The 18,155-nt window shown below is 72.1% G+C and carries 12 protein-coding genes; 10 read left to right on the top strand and 2 right to left on the bottom strand.

Annotated features, from left to right (window positions below):
• Nucleotides 1-108 precede the first annotated feature (108 nt).
• Both B9P64_RS18170 and B9P64_RS18175 read left to right on the top strand, forming a co-directional pair.
• On the top strand, nucleotides 109-1,125 hold the full coding sequence (locus tag B9P64_RS18170) for a zinc-dependent alcohol dehydrogenase family protein (protein ID WP_085317531.1): 1,017 nt from the start codon (nucleotides 109-111) through the stop codon (nucleotides 1,123-1,125).
• A 130-nt stretch (nucleotides 1,126-1,255) separates the two neighbouring features.
• Entirely contained in the window at nucleotides 1,256-2,416 is a 1,161-nt protein-coding gene (locus B9P64_RS18175; protein WP_085317533.1) for an acyltransferase family protein, read from the top strand.
• Here the strand turns inward: B9P64_RS18175 and B9P64_RS18180 are convergent.
• Nucleotides 2,358-3,296 (bottom strand): ATP-grasp fold amidoligase family protein, encoded by a 939-nt coding sequence (locus B9P64_RS18180; protein WP_085317534.1) that lies wholly within the window; start codon nucleotides 3,294-3,296, stop codon nucleotides 2,358-2,360. The two genes, B9P64_RS18175 and B9P64_RS18180, sit on opposite strands and share 59 nt — an antisense overlap.
• A 123-nt stretch (nucleotides 3,297-3,419) precedes the next feature.
• On the opposite strand from B9P64_RS18180, the gene B9P64_RS24585 reads away from it, so the two are divergent.
• From B9P64_RS24585 to B9P64_RS18215, 8 genes are all read left to right on the top strand, one after another.
• A complete protein-coding gene (locus tag B9P64_RS24585; RefSeq protein WP_139826383.1) occupies nucleotides 3,420-3,608 on the top strand; it encodes a hypothetical protein in 189 nt (62 codons plus the stop codon).
• The gene (locus tag B9P64_RS18185; RefSeq protein ID WP_085317536.1) at nucleotides 3,605-4,780 is read left to right on the top strand and encodes an acyltransferase family protein; all 1,176 of its coding nucleotides are present in this window, start codon (nucleotides 3,605-3,607) and stop codon (nucleotides 4,778-4,780) included. Before B9P64_RS24585 ends, B9P64_RS18185 begins: the two co-directional genes overlap by 4 nt.
• Before the next feature lie 133 nt (nucleotides 4,781-4,913).
• Nucleotides 4,914-7,256 carry a hypothetical protein gene (locus B9P64_RS18190; protein WP_085317538.1) on the top strand — a complete coding sequence of 781 codons (2,343 nt, stop codon included), beginning with the start codon at nucleotides 4,914-4,916 and terminating at the stop codon, nucleotides 7,254-7,256.
• Between the two features lie 214 nt (nucleotides 7,257-7,470).
• Nucleotides 7,471-8,139, top strand: coding sequence for a PEP-CTERM sorting domain-containing protein (locus tag B9P64_RS18195; RefSeq protein WP_085317540.1), 669 nt, complete (start codon nucleotides 7,471-7,473; stop codon nucleotides 8,137-8,139).
• A 101-nt stretch (nucleotides 8,140-8,240) separates the two neighbouring features.
• Complete coding sequence (locus tag B9P64_RS18200; RefSeq protein ID WP_085317542.1) at nucleotides 8,241-9,941, top strand: AAA family ATPase; 1,701 nt, start codon at nucleotides 8,241-8,243, stop codon at nucleotides 9,939-9,941.
• A gap of 187 nt (nucleotides 9,942-10,128) precedes the next feature.
• Nucleotides 10,129-13,173, top strand: coding sequence for a response regulator (locus B9P64_RS18205; RefSeq protein ID WP_139826384.1), 3,045 nt, complete (start codon nucleotides 10,129-10,131; stop codon nucleotides 13,171-13,173).
• A complete protein-coding gene (locus B9P64_RS18210; RefSeq protein WP_085317546.1) occupies nucleotides 13,163-15,604 on the top strand; it encodes a ligase-associated DNA damage response DEXH box helicase in 2,442 nt (813 codons plus the stop codon). Before B9P64_RS18205 ends, B9P64_RS18210 begins: the two co-directional genes overlap by 11 nt.
• A 165-nt stretch (nucleotides 15,605-15,769) precedes the next feature.
• A complete protein-coding gene (locus tag B9P64_RS18215; protein WP_085317548.1) occupies nucleotides 15,770-15,997 on the top strand; it encodes a hypothetical protein in 228 nt (75 codons plus the stop codon).
• Between the two features lie 140 nt (nucleotides 15,998-16,137).
• Here B9P64_RS18215 and B9P64_RS18220 read toward each other — a convergent pair whose 3' ends face one another.
• The gene (locus tag B9P64_RS18220; RefSeq protein ID WP_085317550.1) at nucleotides 16,138-18,132 is read right to left on the bottom strand and encodes a PQQ-dependent dehydrogenase, methanol/ethanol family; all 1,995 of its coding nucleotides are present in this window, start codon (nucleotides 18,130-18,132) and stop codon (nucleotides 16,138-16,140) included.
• Between the last annotated feature and the right edge of the window lie 23 nt (nucleotides 18,133-18,155).

The following is an 18,155-nucleotide window of genomic DNA, read 5'->3' on the forward strand; positions in this document are numbered from 1 at the left end:
CGCCGGCGTTTGCGCGGGTGGAGCGCGGGGCTGGCGCCACGGTGCCGTCGCCGGCTAGCCTGCGCTGCCGTCAGGCGCCGCCTGCCGGCCAGAACTCCAGGAGACCGCATGAACGCCTACCGCATCCCCTTCGCCGCCGGCATCGACGCGCTCGCGCCGAGCACCGAAACCCCACGCCCGCTCGCCCTCGGCGAAGTCCGCCTCAAGCTGCACGCCGCCTCGCTCAACTTCCGCGACCTGATGGTCGCCACCGGCAGCTACTTCGCGCACAGCGAAACCCCGGTCATCCCCTGCTCCGACGGCGCCGGCGAAGTCATCGAGACCGGCCCGGGCGCGACCCGCTTCAAGCTCGGCGACCGCGTCTGCGCCAACTTCTTCCCGCACTGGGTCAGCGGCGCGCAGACGCCGGCCGGCATCGCCGGCTCCTTTGGCGGCGCCGACGACGGCATGCTGGCCGAGCAGGCCGTCGTGCCCGAGCACTCGCTGGTCGCCATCCCCGAGCACCTCAGCTTTCTCGAAGCCGCGACGCTGCCCTGCGCCGCCGTCACCGCGTGGAATGCGCTGTTCGTGGCCGCCGGCCTCAAGCCGGGCGCGAGCGTGCTGCTGCTCGGCACCGGCGGCGTGTCGATCTGGGCGCTGCAACTGGCCAAGGCGGCCGGCATCAAGGTCGTCATCACCTCGTCCAGCGACGACAAGCTGGCGCGCGCCAAGGCACTCGGCGCCGATGTCGGCATCAACTACCGCAGCACGCCCGAATGGCAGGACGCGGTGCTGGCCGCGACCGGCGGCGAGGGCGTCGATCTGGTGGTGGAAGTGGGCGGCCAGGGCACGCTCGAACGCTCGGTGGCGGCGGCCAAGATGGGCGGGACGATTGCCATCATCGGCGGCGTGAGCGGCTTTGGCGGCGCGGCCAATCCGCTGGCCCTGATCGGCGGCGCCAAGAAGCTGGCCGGCATCTTCGTCGGCAGCCGCGCCATGTTCGAGGACATGAACCGGCTCATTTCAAATGCCGGAATTCGCCCGATCATCGACCGCGTGTTCCCGTTTGCCGAGGCCAAGGCGGCTTATCGGCATCTGGCTTCGGGCAATCATTTCGGCAAGGTGGTGGTGCAGATTTCCGGCTGATTGTTTGCGGTTTCTGGCGCAATTGCGCCAGCCCGCTGCCGGAATTGCCGGCGCGATTTGCACAATTGGCCGTGCAGATTGCGCCGGCATTTTCATTTGCGCCGGCCATTTTTTGAAAGCCGCCGCGCCAATGAATAGCAAGCCCTTGCCGCGCAATGCCACGCTCGACGGCGTGCAGATATTGCGATTTGCCGCCGCATTGGCGGTGGTGATTCACCATGCCATCGAGGAATGCCTGCCGCTGTTCGGTGCCGCCGCGCCGCCGGTGTGGCTCACGCTGCTGGGCGCCGCCGGCGTCGACGTGTTCTTCGCGATCAGCGGTTTCATCATGGTTCACACCGGCTGGGCGCAGTTCGGCGCGCCGGGCGCGGGCGGGCGCTTTCTGCTGCGGCGGGCGCTGCGCGTGTATCCGCTCTATTGGCTGGTGACCGGCGCAATTCTGCTGCTGCATGCGAGCGGACTGGCATTTCGCAGCATCGATGCCAATGGCTGGAATCTGGCCGCCTCATTCAGTCTGCTGCCGCTCGGCAATCCGGTGCTGGGCGTGGCCTGGACGCTGGTATTCGAAATCTATTTCTATTGCGTGTTCGCGCTCTGGATCGGCCTCGGCAATCGGCGTGCGGCAATGGCGGGAATCGGCATTTCGCTGCTGACGGTGTTTGCGATTGCGCGCGCGATTGGCGGTGCGGCCGGCGTGGCGCCGTGGTCGGTGCTGGCGTCGCCGATGCCGCTGGAATTCGCCTTCGGCATGGCGGTGGCGCTGCTGTGGCGCGTGGCGCCGGCGGCCGAGCCGGGCGTGTCGGCGCCGGATGCGCCCGCCGCCGGCATGTTCACCGGCAGGCCCGCGCGCAGCTGGCTGCTGCTGCCGGCGCTCGCGGCACTGGCGCTGGCCGCCGCCATGCTGCCGGCCGACGGCACGGCCGGGCTGCTGCCGGGCGCGCGCGTCTGGGGCTGGGGCCTGCCGGCGGCGCTGGCGCTGTGGGCCGGGCTGGCCATCGCGCCCAGGCGCCGGCCGCTCGGGCGGGCACTGGTGGCGCTCGGCGATGCGTCCTATGCGCTCTACCTCAGCCATCCCTTCGTGATGATTGCGGCGGCGGTCGCGGTCAAGCGCGCCGGCAGCGGAGCGGGCCGGCCGGCGCTGGCCTGGGCGGCGGTCGCGGTGCTGGCCGCCGCGTCGGTGGCGCTCGGCTGGGTCGTGCATCGTGCGGTCGAGCGGCGGCTCGCGCGCTGGCTCAAGCCCCGGGCGACCGGCCTGCCGCCTGCGCCGCGCGCCAGCGGTCGCCCAGCCTGAGCGCGAACTCCGGCGGATCGAAGCGCTCCCAGCCGGCGCCCGAATAGTTGGTGAGCTCGCCGATCAGCAGCCGCCCGCCGAGCGCATAGAAATCCACCCGCAAGAACTCGAAGCCCTCGGCGAGCCGGCGCGCCACCTCGATCATCTCGGCCAGCGCGGCGGGGCGCGCATCGGCCGGGCGCTGCGGCTTGGTCATGCGCACCGGCAGCAATTGCCAATCGGGCGAATACAGATTGCGCGTGTGATTGCCGAACCGGTCGCGGTCCACCTGGATGAATTGCAATTCGCCGCCGATGAGATAGAGCTTGAAATCGTCGGGGAATTCATGCACGCCGTCGTCGAGCAGCGGTTCGGCAATCACCCGCGAGCGGCCGCCGGCATAGGCCCATTCGCGCTCGCGATGCCAATAGGGCGCGTGCTGCCAGTCGGCCAGCGCAATCCGCGCGCGCCGGATGGCTTCGGGGCAGGCATTGCGGATGACGATATTGCGGCCCGAGCCGAGCGTGTCCTTCAGCACCAGCGGTCGCGGCAATCGCTCCAGCGGAATCGCGGCCGGGCAATCCCAGACGCCGAGCAAAGGCACCAGATAGCGTTCGCCGACCCGCTCGGCGATGAAGCCGCGCACCAGATATTTGTCGGCAATCGTGCGCATGCGCGGATCGCGCGCGCGCAGCATGTAGGCATGGGTGAATTCATTGAAATGCGCCGGCTTGCGGTAATTGGGCCATTGGCCGAATCGCAGCCGGTAACGCAGCGCCAGATAGGGCCGGTCGGGCAATAGCCCGAGCAATTGCCAGTACAGGCTGCGCGCAATTCGCTTCGGCCAGGCCGAGCGGACCGGGACGAGGTTCTGGGGCGGGGTGTGGGCGGTGGCTTGCATGATGGCTCGGCACCGGTGTAGCGCGCCGGCCCGGCGCCGTCAGCCACTAGTGCTGTGCCGGCCGGCGGACCGGCGGGTTCTGGCGGTTTCGCGGCGCGGTGGCGATGGCGTGCGCCCACTGACATGTCCCGCAATGCGGCGCCGGGCGGGCTTGTTCTGGATCGCGAATTTCCGCCGCCCGTCGGCGCCGGGCGTGACGGATTGCAGCGGCGCCGCGCCAATGGCCGGGCCAGCATCGCGCCGCCTGCAATTGGCGGTGCGCATTCGCGCGCCGAATTGCCGGCAATTCGATCGATCGATTGCAACTCATGACAGCAGCCGGCCCGGTTTCCCGCCTCGACGCCATCGACGGATTGCGCGCAGTGGCCATGACCATGGTGATTGCCCAGCATTGCCATCTGCTGCCGATGGGCTGGATTGGCGTGTGGATCTTCTTCGGCATTTCGGGCTATGTGATCTCGCACAGCCTGTATCGCAATGCCAGCGGATTTGCGCCGCTCGATGCCGCTGCGGTCGGCGATTTCTTCTGGCGCCGCTTTGTGCGGATCGTGCCGGTCTATCTGCTTTATGTGGCGATCAATCTGCCATTCATGCTGGCCGAAGGTCAGGCGGCGCAATTCGGCAATCTGCCCTGGCTGCTGGCATTCGTTTTCAACTGGCACATGATTTTCACCTTCTGGCCCGGCCCGGCCGATTGGCCGGCGTTTGGCCATTTGTGGACGCTGAGCGTCGAGCAGCAGTTCTATCTGCTGTTTCCGCTGCTGCTGATGGCGCTGGCGCCGCGCCGCCGGCTGGCGGTGTTTCTGCTGCTGGCGGCCTGCGGACCGGCGCTGCGCTGGCTTTATGCGCTGGCCATCGCCGACGCGCTGCCCACGCCGCTGGAGCGCGCCTTTGGCGTGTATGCCGCCAGCGTCTGCCAGTTCGACGCGTTTCTGCTCGGCGCCAGCCTGCGGCTGATGCAGGAGCGCGGCTGGCTCACGCGCCGGCTGTCGAATGCCGCCTGGGGCCTGGGGCTGGCCGGATTTGCCGTGTATGCGGCCAGCTATCTGCTGGTCAACCGGGCCGACGGCGCGACCGGCGTCGATCTGCTGCGCAATGTGGTGTCCGGGATCATGGCCGGCGCCGGCCGCGAGGTTTGGGTCTACAGCGCCATCGATCTGCTGGTGTTCGCGCTGCTCGCGCATCTGCTGCTCGGGCGCGCCGGCGCCGGGCTGCTGGCGGCGCGGCCGGTGGTGGCGGTGGGCCGCGTGTCCTACGGCGGCTATCTGTTCCATGCGCTGGTGCTGCATCTGGTCAGCCGCGCCTGGCTGGCGCCGGCCGATGCGGGCGTGGCGCTGCGGCTGGCGCTGTTTGCGCTGGTGCTCGGCATCACGCTGGTGCTGGCGCAGCTGTCGTACCGGAACTTCGAGCGGCCGCTGGCGCGCTGGCTGAGCACGCGCCGGCCGACAGTGACGACTGGCGTCGCCGACAACGCCGGCGCGTGAATTCCGGCACCGGCGCGGCGTGCGAAAGTGCGCACGCCGGTGCGGCCGATTACGCTGCGCCGTCGCGCCGACCGCTCCCCAGGCTGCGCCCGACCGGCGCCGCGCGGTCCGCGTTCCAATGACGTGCCAACTCATGCCGATCGTGCCCAGCGTTCCAGATTCCCCCGTCGCCGTTTCCGCCGATCCCACGCCGTCCGCCAGTCCCGCCGATCCGCCCGCCAGCGCGCCCGCTGCCCGGCCCGGCGCCGACGGCCTGCTCGAAATCTGCTTCCACCGGCTCGCCGCGCCGCTCGCGGTCGGACTGCTGCTGGGCTGGCTGCTGGCGCGGCCCTGGGCGCGCGGCGCGCTCGGCGGGCTGCTGCTGGCGCGCGGCGAATTCGCCTCCGATCCCGAAGCGCTGTGGCGGCTGGCCGGCAGCGGCGTGGCCAGCTTCGTGGCCGCCGCGCTGCTGCTGGCCGGCGTCGTGCGGCTGGTGGTGGCCGACCTGATGGCCGACGTGGCCCGGCCCGAGCTGGGCGAGGACTGCCCGGCGCGCGCGCTGCCGCTGGCGCTGTCGAGCGTGTTCGTCGCGCTGCCGGCCTGGACCGCGACCGTGGCCGGCTTTGCCGCCCAGGCGCCGGCCCAGACCGGGCTGGCGCGCACCCTGGCCGTGCTGGCGGCGCTGGTCCTGTTTGCGCTGCTGCCGCTGCTGTGGTGGCGCGGCCTGCCGCGGCTGGAACGCCGGCTCGCCATGCGGCGACGCTGGCGCGGCCTGCGGCTGCCGCCGGCGCGCTGGCGCCCGAGCCTGCTGATGGCCGGCGCGCTGACCCTGGCGCTGGCGCTCGCCGGCCTGCCGGTGGCGGCGGCGCGCGCCATCGGCACGCCGGCCATCCTGCTGCTGTGGGCCACGGTGGCGCTGGCGCTGCTCGGCGGGCTGACGCTGCTGTGGCGCCGGGCCCAGCGGCGCTGGCTCGGCGAGGTGCGCGGCACCATGCTGGCCGCCGTGCTGCTGCTGGCCTGGGCCGGCGGCTTCGATCCGCTGGCCGAGCCCGAGGCCGACGAGGCGCTGCCGCTGGCGGCCGCGCCGGCGCCGCTGCCCGGCGGCCTGCCGCAGCGCGACTTTGCGCACATGCGGCTCGATGTCGGCGACATCCACATCAGCGCCCACGGCGGCGGCTTTGGCGCCGCGCTCGCCACCGGCCTGACCCTGGCCGAGGCCGACGATCTGAGCTGCGGCCGGCTCGCGCCCCGGCTGCGCACGCTCAGCGCGGTGTCGGGCGGCGCGGTCGGTGCCGGCGTCTATCTGGTGCTGGCCGATGCCTTTGCGCGGCTCGATCTGCGCGCTGCCTGCCGGCCGGGCAGCGCCGACCGGCCGCTGGCCGCCGCCGTCGCCGACGTGCTGCGCCAGGACCATCTGGCGCCGGTGCTGGCGCATCTGCCGCTCGATCTGCTGCTGCGCCGGTCCACGCGCGGCCAGGCGCTGCTCGACAGCCTTCAGCTGTCGGTCGTGCGCCGGCTCGACCGGCTGGCCGAGGCCGCGCCGGTCGATCTGCCCGGCGACTGGCAGCCGGGCGCGGCACCCGTGGCCGGCACGCCCGCGCCGACCGCACCGCAGCCGGCCGCGCGCCGCCGTGGCCGGCCGGCCGAAGCCGCTGCCGCCGCGGCAGCCGCAGCCGCGTCCGCTGCGCCGGCTGCCGCCCCGGCCGGCCTCGACCCCGACGCCAGCACGCTCGGCGATCTGCTGCTGCATCCCGACCGGGTCGACGACGCGCTGCACCGGCGCTGGCAGGCCGCGACCGAGCGGCTGCGCGACCAGCGGTTGGCCCAGGCCGCGCGCGTGGCGGGCTTCGACCGCGCCGGGCTGGCGGTGCCGCTGGCCGGCGCCGGCCGCGCCATCGCGCCGGCGCTCGACTTCAGCATCCAGCTGGTCGATGCCGGCGGCGGCGCGCTCTGGCTCGGCAACGGTGGCCGCGCGCGCAGCGCCAGCGCGGTCGACGGCCAGCCCGGCGCCGATCTGGCCCAGCCGGCCGATCTCACGCTCGGCCGCGCGCTGCTCGATGCGGTGCGCTTTCGGCCCTGGCTGCCGGCCGGCCGGCTCGCGCTCGGCGGCCGCGCCGTCGATGTGGTGGAAGGCGGCAGCGCCGATCCGGGCGGCCATGCCGGACTGGCGGCGGCGCTCGCGCCGGGCGCGCGCGGCATCTGGCTCGACATCGCCGCGCCGGCCAGCGACCGGGTGCATGCGCCCGGCGACAGCCATTCCGCCTCGGCGCGCGACCGCTTCGCGCTGCCCGCCGTCGCGCCCGAGACCGCCGCGCGCGGCGCCATCGTCGACCGGCTCGCCGGCGAGCTGCTGCGCGCGCGCAATCCGGCGCTGGTGGCGCTGCCGCTGCGCTTTGGCGACACGGTCGCGCCCGGCTGCCAGCCGGCCACCGGTGCCGCCGCGCTGGCGCTGGTGGGGATGGCGGTGCCGGCGGTGTCGCGCTGCGCGGATCGCTGACGGCGCCGCTGCGGGCGGCGGCACGGACGACGACCCGAACGACGGCACGAACGACGGCGCGACCCGGACGCGCCGCCGATCGTCGCCGCCGCGCCGCCCGCCGGGCCGGCCGCGGGCGCCGGAACGGGCTTGACGGCGGTCAAGCGCGCCGCGCCGGCACCGGCGTCTGCTCGATTGGGCGTCGTCCCGACGCCGACCCAAGGAGAGACCGACCATGCCCTTCGCCCAGCTCCCGTCCCGCCAGACCCGCCCGCTTGCCGTCTGCCTGCCGTTTGCCCTGCTGCTTGCCTGCGGCCCGGCCCAGGCCGAGCGCGACTTCTGGATCGGCGACATCGTCCGCGGCACGCCCGTCACCTCGGGGCCGTCGACCATCCCGTCCGGCGTCGTCGCCTCCTGGTCGGCGGCCACGACCTGGAACTTCTCCTATCACCTGTACCGGCAGGAGTCGTTCAGCTTCTCGGCCCAGGCCCAGAGCTTTCAGGAGTTCGCGCGCGGCGAGTTCCCGGCCACCGTGGCCGGGCTGACCGCCTTCACCTGCGCCGCCACCGACTGCATCGGCAAGGGCAGCATCACCGTCAGCTACACCGCCACCGGCGCCTTCGAGCCGCCATCCGGCTATGCCAACCAGGACATCTATCTGGAGCCCGAATTCCGGATGCTGTCGCCGATCCTCGATCCGCATGCGATCTACATCGTCGATTTCCTGGCCAGCGTCCCGAAGTTCCACATCCTGGTCACCAGCCCGGTGCCCGAACCCGATCCCAACCTCATGCTGCTGGGCGGCGGCGCGCTCGCCCTGAGCCTGCGCGGCTGGCGCCGCCGCCGTGCCGGCCGGGCCGCCGCTTCCGCTCCCGCTGTACAGCTCGGCACACAACCTGCCTAGCAGGCGCTCCAGTCGCGCGACAAACCTCCCTCCGCCACAAACCCGACAACCGGGCCGTGGCTTTGTCGCGCTCCCGACGCCCGCACCGTGGAGAGCAAGCCATGAAGCTTCAGATCGAACGCGTCCATGCACTGGCGCTGATCGACCAGTTCCCCAACCTGTCGCACCTCAACGACCAGCTGCGCTTCGGCAACAAGGTCGAGGTGAACTTCAGCCAGATCAGCGCCGACGAGCTGGCCTTCCTCGGCAATCTCTACGAGGCCGGCGGCCCGGCGATGAAGCTGCGCGCGGCCCAGATCGCCACGCTGCACAAGGCGCTCAACGACGACGGCATGCGCTTCAAGGCCGACGATCTCGAACAGCTGGTGCCGGCCATCGCCAAGTGGCTCAGCACCGATGCCCAGCGCGGCTGGATCTTCACCGCCAGCGTCACCACCCGGCCGCTGCCCTATGTGGTGACGCGCATCGACTACACGCCCTCGTCCAACGACGAGACCGGCAAGGTCTACATCGAGCTCAAGGCCAATGCCAAGGGCACGCTGGCCTCCAACACGCTGCGCATCAACGGCACCGAGATCGCCGGGCGCACCGTGGCCGAGATCTTTGCCGCCAAGGGCTATATCCACGAGACCGAGGAGCTGATCGCGGCCTACGACCGCACCAGCGAGATCTATTTCGACTGGCGCGGCCAGTACGGCGCCCAGTTCTCGGGCCAGGGCACCGGCTACTACGCCGAAGACCCGACCTCGACCCATCGCGATACCGACTGGTCGCGCAAGGACGTGGTGGTGCTGTCGACCGGCGGCGGCAGCGCGCGCCTGGTCAACGACGAAGGCATCCTGGCCCAGCGCGTGCTCACGCTCGACGCGACCGGCGACATCCTCGGGCCCTATCTGCAAAAGGCCGCCAAGAGCAACCGCTACGACGCCGAGGACGAGGTCAAGGAAATCCAGGAATCGCGCCGCAAGGACCTGTTCACCCAGCTGCCGGTGCATCCGCTGATCTTCATGTTCCACCTCGACCTGCATCACTACCTGTGGGTGCATGTCGAGGACATGGAGCTGTACGAATACAAGCCCGCGCTCAAGCAGAAGCTGGTGCTGCCGGCCGAGCAGACCGACCTGATCGACATCCTGACCGCCGAGATGGATGTGCTGATGGACGACATCGTGGCCGGCAAGTCGGGCGGCACCACGGTGCTGTGCGCTGGCCCGGCCGGCGTCGGCAAGACGCTCACCGCCGAGGTCTATTCCGAAATCATCCGGCGGCCGCTGTACCGCGTGCATTCGGGCCAGCTGGGCCTGAACGTGGCGGCGATGGAAACCGCGCTCAAGGACGTGCTCACGCGGGCCCAGCGCTGGGGCGCCGTCATGCTGATCGACGAGGCCGATGTCTACATCCGCCGGCGCGACGACAACATGACCGCCAACGCGGTCGTCGGCGTGTTCCTGCGCGTGCTCGAGTATTTCAACGGCCTGCTGTTCCTCACCACCAACCGGGTCGACGACATCGACGAGGCGATCGTTTCCCGCTGCATCGCGCTCATCAAGTTCAACCCGCCCGACCGTGAGGCGCGCCGCAAGATCTGGTCGGTGATGACCGAGCAGTTCGGTCTGGCCGTGCCGGGCGAGCTGGTCGATCAGCTGGCCGACGTGTTTCCGGCCGCGACCGGCCGCGACATCAAGGGCCTGTCCAAGCTCACCGCCAAGTACTGCTCGCACAAGGACTGCGCGCCCACGCTCGAAGTGTTCAAGCGCTGCTCGGTGTTCCGCGGCATGGACCTGGGCGTGCTGCCCGACTGAGGTCGGCGCGCCACGACCGTCGGCGGCGAGGCGCCGCTGCTCCGGTCGCAGCCCCCCCGTGTAACTCGGGGGCGATCTGGCGCAACAGTCCGGCTCGGTGCCGGTGTACTGTCGATGCGAGCGGTGCGGCGCCCCGGGGCGCCATGCCGCATTTGGCGCCTCCGGGCGTCCTCAGCGCATCGTGCCCATGGCTTCGTCCTCCTCCAGTTCCGCGGCTGCGCCGTCTCCTGGCTCCGTCAGCGGAGGCGACGATGCGGCACGCCGCGACATCGCGCGCCGCTTCAATACCGTGATCGCCGCGCTGGTGGTGGCGACGCTGGCGGTGCTGGGCCTGTACTGGTGGAACCTCGACCGCTCGATCGAGCAGCTGCGCCGCACCACGCTCGACGATGCCGCCGATACCGCCGTCACGCTGGCCCAGGCGGTCGGCGGCCGGGTCGATGCCACGGTGCGCTCGGTGGACGTGGTGCTCGACTATCTGCGCAAGCGCCCGCCGGCCGCCACGCCGGCCTTCGACGGCGAGGCGCGTGCCGCCGGCGCCACCTTTCCGCGCGGCCTGCTCACGCAGATGAGCTTCATCGGTGCCGACGGCCAGCTGGCCTATTCGACGCTGCCGGGCTGGCGCCCGATCGATCTGGGCGACCGCGAGCATTTCCTGGCGCATGCCGATGGCGGGCCGGACCGGCTGTTCATCAGCCGGCCGCTGCTCGGCCGCATGTCCAATGCCTGGACGGTGCAGTTCTCGCGCCGGGTCGAGCGCGACGGCCGGTTTGGCGGCGTGCTGGTGCTGTCGATGTCGCCGCTCCAGCTGTCGGCCGAGCTGGCCGAGCTCGGCCTGCACGACGGCGACGTGGCGGCGCTGCTGCGTGCCGACGGCCAGTTCCTGGCCCGCAGCGTCGATGCCGAAAGCTATTTCGGCCGCCAGGTGCGGCTCGACCGGCCGTTTCTGGCGCCCGATGCGCCGCTGACCGGCTATTTCCTCGACGAGGGCAGCTTCGACAAGACGCGCCGGCTCTACGCCTGGCGCCGCCTGCCCGAGGCCGGGCTGATCGTGACCGTGGGCCTGAGCGCGCCGCGCGTGCTGGCCAATGTGGAGCGCGGCGTCGATTCGGCGCGCCGGCGCGGCATGGTGGTCACCGCGCTGTTCGTCGGCATGGGCGTGGCGCTGGTGCTGCTGCTGTGGCGGCTCAAGCGGCGCCAGATCGAGCTGGTCGCGAGCGCCCAGTTCTACCGCGACCTGTTCGAACGCAACCTGTCGGTCAAGCTGTTCGTCGATGCCGAGACCGGCGCCATCGTCGATGCCAATGCCGCCGCCTGCCGCTTCTACGGCTACAGCCGCGAGCAGCTGCTGGCGCGCCGCATCAACGATCTCAACATCCTGTCGCCCGAGCAGATCGCGCGCGAGATGGACGATGCGCGGCGCGAGCGGCGGCGCCAGTTCCGGTTCCGGCACCGGCTCGCCTCGGGCCAGCTGCGCGATGTCGAGGTCTACTCCGGCCCGATCGAGCGCGACGGCCGGCCGCTGCTCTATTCCATCGTGCATGACGTGACCGACCGGCGCCGGCTGGAGGAGCGGCTGCGCGCCAGCGAGATGCGCTACCGCAGCATGATCGAGGTGCTGGCCGAGGGCGTGCTGGTCATCGGCGCCGACGGCTCGCTGCTGGCGTCCAACGCCGCCGCGCGCACCCTGCTCAATGCCGACGATGCCGCGCTGTCGGACGAGAGCTACAGCCTCATCGGCCGCGACGGCGCGCCGCTCGCGCACGAGGACTACCCGACGCGCCGCGCGCTCGACCTGCTGGCCAGCCAGGGCTTCGTCGGCGTGCCCCAGCCCGGCGGCGGCCAGCGCTGGCTGGCGGTCAACACGCGCCGGCTGCCGCCCGAGCTCGACGGCCATGTGCCGGGCGCGCTGGTCTCGTTCAGCGACGTGACCCGGGTGATCGACATGGAGCAGGAGGCGCTCAAGCTCACCGAGGCGCGCATTGCCGCCGAGGACGCCAGCCGCGCGAAGAGCGAATTCCTGGCCAACATGAGCCACGAGGTGCGCACGCCGATGAATGCGGTGCTCGGCCTGCTGCGCCAGGCGCTCGGCGGCCGGCTCGACGTGCGCCAGCGCGATCTGCTGGTCAACGCGTTTGCCGCCGCCAATGCGCTGATGACCCTGCTCGACGATCTGCTCGACCTGTCGCGCATCGAGAGCGGGCTGTTCGTGGTCGAGCGCAAGCCGTTCAGCCTCGATGCGGTGCTCGACGGCGCCAGCGGCGTGATCGCGCCGGTGTGCCAGCACAAGGGGCTCGAATTCCGCATCCGGCGCGCCGCCGACGTGCCCGACGGGCTGGTCGGCGATGCGCTGCGGCTCGGTCAGGTGCTGACCAATCTGCTCGGCAATGCGGTCAAGTTCACCGAGCGCGGCGGCGTCAGCCTGCTGTGCGAGCTGGCCCCGGCCGACGCGCTGCCCGATTTTCCCGAGCTGCCGCCGGCGCCGGCCGACGATCCCGATGCCGCCGACGTGGTGCCCGACCGGGTGCGGCTGAGCTTCGTCGTCATCGACACCGGCCTCGGCATGACCGATGCCACGGTCGAGCGGCTGTTCCGCCCCTTCACCCAGGGCGACGGCTCCAGCACCCGGCGCCACGGCGGCAGCGGCATCGGCCTGTCGATCACGCGCCGGCTGGTGCGGCGCATGGGCGGCGCCATCGACGTGGCCACCGCGCCCGGCATGGGCGCCACCTTCACCGTCACGCTCGATTTCGGGCTGGCCGATCCGCTGGCGCTGCCGGCGCCGGCCCCGGTTGCCCAGGCGCCGGCGCCCATCGTGGCCGAGCCCGAGCTGGCCGGCCGGCGCGTGCTGCTGGTCGAGGACAACCCGCTCAACCAGATCGTCGCCGGCGAAATGCTGCGCGCCCAGGGCATGCTGTTCGATCTGGCCCAGCACGGCGCCGAGGCGCTCGATCGGCTGGCCGAGGCCGAATACGACGCGGTGCTGATGGATGTGCAGATGCCGGTGATGGACGGCTATGCCGCGACCCGCGAGCTGCGCCGCAATCCGCGGCTGGCGCGGCTGCCGGTGATTGCCATGACCGCCAATGCCATGGTCGGCGACCGCGAGCGCTGCCTGGCCGCCGGCATGAGCGACTACCTGGCCAAGCCGGTCGCGCCCGAGGCGCTCTACGCCACGCTGCGGCGCCAGATTGCCGCCGCCGACCTGAACAGCGGTGTCGATGCCGGCTGAGCGGCAGACGCCCGACGACTGGTTCGCGGCCCGTGGCTGGCAGCCCTTCGCCTTTCAGCGCGAGGTGTGGGCGGCGGTGGCTGCCGGCCGGAGCGGCCTGCTGCATGCGACCACCGGCGCCGGCAAGACCTACGCCGTGTGGCTCGGCGCGCTCGCGGCCTTTGGCGCCGAGGCGGCGCCGCACACGGTGCTGTGGATCACGCCGATGCGCGCGCTGGCGGCCGACACCACGCGCGCCCTGGCCGACGCCGCCGCCGCGCTCGCACCCGACTGGCGGCTCGGCGCGCGCACCGGCGACACCGCCAGCGCCGAGCGCGCCCGGCTCGACCGCAAGCCGCCGCAAGCCCTCGTCACCACGCCCGAATCGCTGACGCTGATGCTCACCCGCGCCGATGCGCGCGCCCAGCTCGGCCGGGTGCGCATGGTGGTGGTCGATGAATGGCATGAGCTGATGGGCAGCAAGCGCGGCGTGCAGGTGCAACTGGCGCTGGCGCGGCTGCGGCAATGGAACCCGGCGCTCGTGGTCTGGGGCTTGAGCGCGACGCTCGGCAACCTCGCCACCGCGCGCGCCGCGCTGCTCGGCGCCGAGAACGCCGGCGTGCTGGTGCAGGGCGCGCTGCCCAAGCAGCTGCTGATCGACACGCTGATCCCGCCGTCGATGGAGCGCTTTCCCTGGGGCGGCCATCTGGGCACGCGGATGCTGGAGCCGGTGGTGGCCGAGATCGATGCGGCGGCGACCTCGCTGGTGTTCACCAACACGCGCAGTCAGGCCGAGCTCTGGTATCAGGCGCTGCTCGCGGCGCGGCCCGACTGGGCCGGGCTGCTGGCGCTGCATCACGGCTCGCTCGACAAGGAAATCCGCGACTGGGTCGAGCTGGGGCTGAAGGAAGGGCGGCTCAAGGCCGTGGTCTGCACATCGAGCCTGGACCTGGGCGTGGACTTTCTGCCGGTCGAGCGGGTGTTGCAGATCGGCTCGGCCAAGGGCGTGGCGCGGCTGCTGCAACGCGCCGGCCGCTCGGGCCATGCGCCGGGCCGGCCGAGCCGCGTGACGCTGGTGCCGACCCAGGCGCTGGAGCTGGTCGAGGCGGCCGCCGCGCGCCAGGCCGCGCTGGCCCGGCAGGTCGAGCCGCGCGAGCCGCCGACCAAGCCCTTCGACGTGCTGGTGCAGCATCTGGTCAGCATGGCGCTCGGCGGCGGCTTCACGCCCGACGCCATGTATGCAGAGGTGCATTCGGCGTACAGCTTTCGTGCGCTCACGCGCGCGGAGTTCGACTGGGCGCTCGGCTTCGTGGAAGGCGGCGGCTTGTCGCTCGCGGCCTATCCCGAATACCACCGCATCGCGCGCGACGAGGCGGGCGTGTTCCGCGTGCCGTCGGTGGCGATCGCGCGGCGCCATCGCATGAGCGTGGGCACCATCGTCAGCGACGCGATGATGAGCGTGAGCTGGCTGAGTGGCGGCCGCATCGGCAGCATCGAGGAGCGCTTCCTGGCTTATCTCAAGCCGGGCGACTGCTTTGTATTTGCCGGCCGGGTGCTGGAGCTGGTGCGGGTGCAGGCGATGACCGCCTATGTGCGCAAGGCGACCAAGACCCGTGGCGTCGTGCCGCAATGGGGCGGCAGCAAGATGCCGCTGTCGAGCGAGCTGGCCGGCGCGTCGCTGCAAATGCTGGCGCGCGCCCATGCCGGCGACTTCGCCGAGCCCGAGATCGCCGCGCTGCGCCCGCTGCTGGAGTTGCAGGAACGCTGGTCGGCGCTGCCGACGCCCGACCGGCTGGTCTGCGAGACCTTCCGCTCGCGCGAGGGCCATCACTTTCTCTGCTACCCGTTTGCCGGGCGGATGGTGCACATCGGCCTCGGCTCGCTGCTGGCCTGGCGCGCGGCGCGCGACCGGCCCGGCAGCTTTTCCATCTCGATGAACGATTACGGCTTCGAGCTGCTGTCGGCCGAGCCGGTCGATTGGCGCGGGCTGATCGACGCCGGCCTGTTCTCGCCCGCCGGGCTGATGGACGACGTGCTCGCCTCGCTCAACGCCAGCGAACTCGCGCGCCGGCGTTTCCGCGAAATTGCGCGCATTGCCGGCCTGGTCTTCACCGGTTACCCGGGCGCACCGCACAGCGCGCGTCAGGTCCAGGCCTCGGCCGGACTTTTCTACGAAGTGTTTCGTCAGCACGACGCCGCCAACCTGCTGCTGGTGCAGGCCGACAGCGAGGCGCTGGAGCAGGAACTGGAGCTGGGCCGGCTGCGCGCCGCGCTCGACCGCATGAGCGCGCTGCCGCTGCTGCTTGCCGCACCGCCGCGACCCACGCCCTTCGCATTTGCCCTCATGGTCGAGCGGCTGCGCGAATCGCTTTCCACCGAGAAACTGCACGACCGCGTGGCCCGCATGCTGCGCGAGCTGGAAGCGGCAGCCGGCCCGGCATCGCCCGCCTGAGCGAGGACCAGCATGTCCGCGCGCCGACCCTTGTAAGAAATCTTCTGACGCAAAACACAGAAGGCAGCCGTCTAAAGTTTTAGCGTGAAGGGGTTCAAGCTGCGTTCCATGGTCACCGCACACAGGTGACCGCCGACAGATCACACAGATCACAGGAGCCCTGCCATGCCCCGCACCGAAGCCGTCGCCGACACCCTGCCGCTGTCCTCGCCCTTCGCCCAGATGATTCCCTCGCTGGCGCGCCAGATCTGCGAGCGTGGCGACGCGCTTCAGCTGCCGCGCAAGCAGTACTCGCCGCTCTCGCGCGGCGTGGCCTTCCAGTACAAGGACATCGACGAGGCCATCGACCGCGAATTCGAGGCCGCCGCCAAGGCCAGCCGCCGCGCCGCCTGAGCCGGCGCCGGCCAGCACCGATCGATGCCGCAGGCGCGGCGCCGGGCCAGGGCGGGGAAGGAGCCGCCAGCCACGACGCACGGGCCGACCGCCATCGACAGCGGGCTCGCCGGCAAGCCAGCCGCCATGCCCGTCGCGCGCTAGCGCCGCACGGGCAGCGCAAACACCAGCAATTCCCCGTCGGCCGGCGGCGCGGGCGCCACGCCCGCCAGCTTGCCGATGCCGTCCGGATCGGCGGCCAGCCCGCCGATGCCGACCAGCACGCCGATGTACTGCCGGCCGCGCCATTCCCAGCTCGTCACATTGCCGACCACGCCGGACGGCAGCGGCGGCGAGGTCCAGAGCAGCTTGCCGCTGCGCGCATCGAGCGCCTTCAGCCGCGCATCGAGCGTTCCGTAGAACACCAGCCCCGAGCCCGTCGACAGCGCGCCGCCCCACAGCGGCAGCGCTTCTTCGTGCGTCCAGCGCGCGCGGCCGGCGAGCGCGTCCCAGGCCAGCAGGGCGCCGGGGGCGGCGCGGGCGGGCGTGGCGTCGGTGGCTGCGTCGGCTGCTGCTGCTGCTGCTGCTGCTGCGGGCGCGTCGGCACTGCCGCGTTCGGCTGCCGCCGCCACCGCCGGCGCGCGCTTGAGCGTATAGCTCGCGCCGATCCACGGCTGGCCGGCGGCGTAGTCGGCGGCGAAGGTTTCCATGTCCATGCACAGCCGCACGGTCGGCACGTAGAACAGCCCGCGCGTCGCGCTGTAGGCGGCCGGCGCCTGATTCTTGGCGCCGATGGCGGCCGGGCAGATGTCGCGCACCGGCTCGTCGTCGACGCCGGCCTGCGGTGACTTGGCCGGGTCCACTTCGGGCCGGCCGCTGCGCAGGTCGATGCGCCTGGCCCAGTTGGCGGCCGGGTCGTAGCGGTCGGCGCGCAGCAGCTCGCCGCTGGCGCGGTCGAGCACATAGGCAAAGCCGTTGCGGTCGAAGTGCGCGAGCAGCGGCCGGCGCGCCGGCGCCGGACCGTCGAACAGCAGCGCCTCGTTGACGCCGTCGTAATCCCATTCGTCATGCGGCGTGAGCTGGAACACCCAGCGCACCCGGCCGGTGGCAAGGTCGCGCGCCCAGAGCGCATCGGTCCAGCGGTTGTCGCCGGGGCGCTGGCGCGGATTCCAGCTGCCCGGATTGCCGCTGCCGTAAATGACCAGATTGCGCTGCGCGTCGTAGGCGAACGCGCCCCAGGTGGTGCCGCCGCCGAGCTTCCAGGCGTCGCCGGGCCAGCTGGCGAGCGATGAATCGGGGCCGACCGGGCGCAGCGCGCCGTCGCGCCAGGTCAGGCTGCGCTCGGGATCGATGAGCAGGTCGGCGTCGGGACCGGTGCTCCAGCCGCGCCAGCGCAGCGCGCCGGTGGCCAGGTCGTAGGCGTCGAGATGGCCGCGCAGGCCGTATTCGCCGCCCGCGATGCCGGCGATGACGGTGTTGCCGAAGATGCGCGGCGCGCCGCTGCTGCTGGCGCCGCGCGCCGGATCGTCGAGCTGCACGCGCCAGCGCTGGCGGCCGGTGGCGGCGTCGAGTGCGATCAGGCTGGCGTCGGCGGTGGCGAGCACCAGGGTGCCGGCGGTGGCAGGCGTGGCGGAAGCGGCGGCGCGGCCGGGCGCGCGGCGCCGGTCCGGCGCGGGCTCGGCCGGCGCGAACGCCAGCCCGCGATTCACCGTGTCGCAGCACATGCGCGCCGGCGCCGACATGTCCTGCTCGGGCGTCACCGTCCAGCGCGGGCGCTGGCTGGCGAGGTCGAGCGCGATGACGCGGTTGGGCCAGGGCGTGACCAGATAGAGCGTGTCGCCCGCCACCAGCGGCGCGCCTTCATGGCCGCGCCGGGCGCCGGTGGCAAAGCGCCAGGCCAGGGTCAGCCGGCCGACGTTGGCGGGCGTGATCTGCGCGAGCGGCGTGTGGCGCCGGTTGTGCGGATCGGCATCGGCGCCGGCCGGCGCGGTGAACGCGGCGAGCCCGGCCAGCAGCAGCGCGGCCAGGGGCCGGCGGATCGGGCCGGCGTGGCGGCGGTCGGCGGTCGGGGCGCTGCGGGGCAGGGCGCTGCGCGGCGGGGAGCGGCGCGGCAGGTCGCGGCGCGGCAGGGCGGAATGGGGCGGGGACGCGGTCATGGCGCGAGGTTAGCCGGCGCCGG

This window comes from Derxia lacustris, from assembly GCF_002105195.1.
In the GTDB taxonomy this organism is placed as follows: domain Bacteria; phylum Pseudomonadota; class Gammaproteobacteria; order Burkholderiales; family Burkholderiaceae_E; genus Derxia; species Derxia lacustris.

Excerpts from the sequence above, each read along its gene's own strand:
- B9P64_RS18210 (WP_085317546.1), top strand. The coding sequence starts at position 13,163 with ATGCCGGCTGAGCGGCAGACGCCCGACGACTGGTTCGCGGCCCGTGGC.
- B9P64_RS18185 (WP_085317536.1), top strand. The coding sequence starts at position 3,605 with ATGACAGCAGCCGGCCCGGTTTCCCGCCTCGACGCCATCGACGGATTG.
- B9P64_RS18170 (WP_085317531.1), top strand. The coding sequence starts at position 109 with ATGAACGCCTACCGCATCCCCTTCGCCGCCGGCATCGACGCGCTCGCG.
- B9P64_RS18175 (WP_085317533.1), top strand. The coding sequence starts at position 1,256 with ATGAATAGCAAGCCCTTGCCGCGCAATGCCACGCTCGACGGCGTGCAG.
- B9P64_RS18205 (WP_139826384.1), top strand. The coding sequence starts at position 10,129 with ATGGCTTCGTCCTCCTCCAGTTCCGCGGCTGCGCCGTCTCCTGGCTCC.
- B9P64_RS18215 (WP_085317548.1), top strand. The coding sequence starts at position 15,770 with ATGCCCCGCACCGAAGCCGTCGCCGACACCCTGCCGCTGTCCTCGCCC.
- B9P64_RS18220 (WP_085317550.1), bottom strand. The coding sequence starts at position 18,132 with ATGACCGCGTCCCCGCCCCATTCCGCCCTGCCGCGCCGCGACCTGCCG.
- B9P64_RS18200 (WP_085317542.1), top strand. The coding sequence starts at position 8,241 with ATGAAGCTTCAGATCGAACGCGTCCATGCACTGGCGCTGATCGACCAG.
- B9P64_RS24585 (WP_139826383.1), top strand. The coding sequence starts at position 3,420 with ATGTCCCGCAATGCGGCGCCGGGCGGGCTTGTTCTGGATCGCGAATTT.
- B9P64_RS18195 (WP_085317540.1), top strand. The coding sequence starts at position 7,471 with ATGCCCTTCGCCCAGCTCCCGTCCCGCCAGACCCGCCCGCTTGCCGTC.
- B9P64_RS18190 (WP_085317538.1), top strand. The coding sequence starts at position 4,914 with ATGCCGATCGTGCCCAGCGTTCCAGATTCCCCCGTCGCCGTTTCCGCC.
- B9P64_RS18180 (WP_085317534.1), bottom strand. The coding sequence starts at position 3,296 with ATGCAAGCCACCGCCCACACCCCGCCCCAGAACCTCGTCCCGGTCCGC.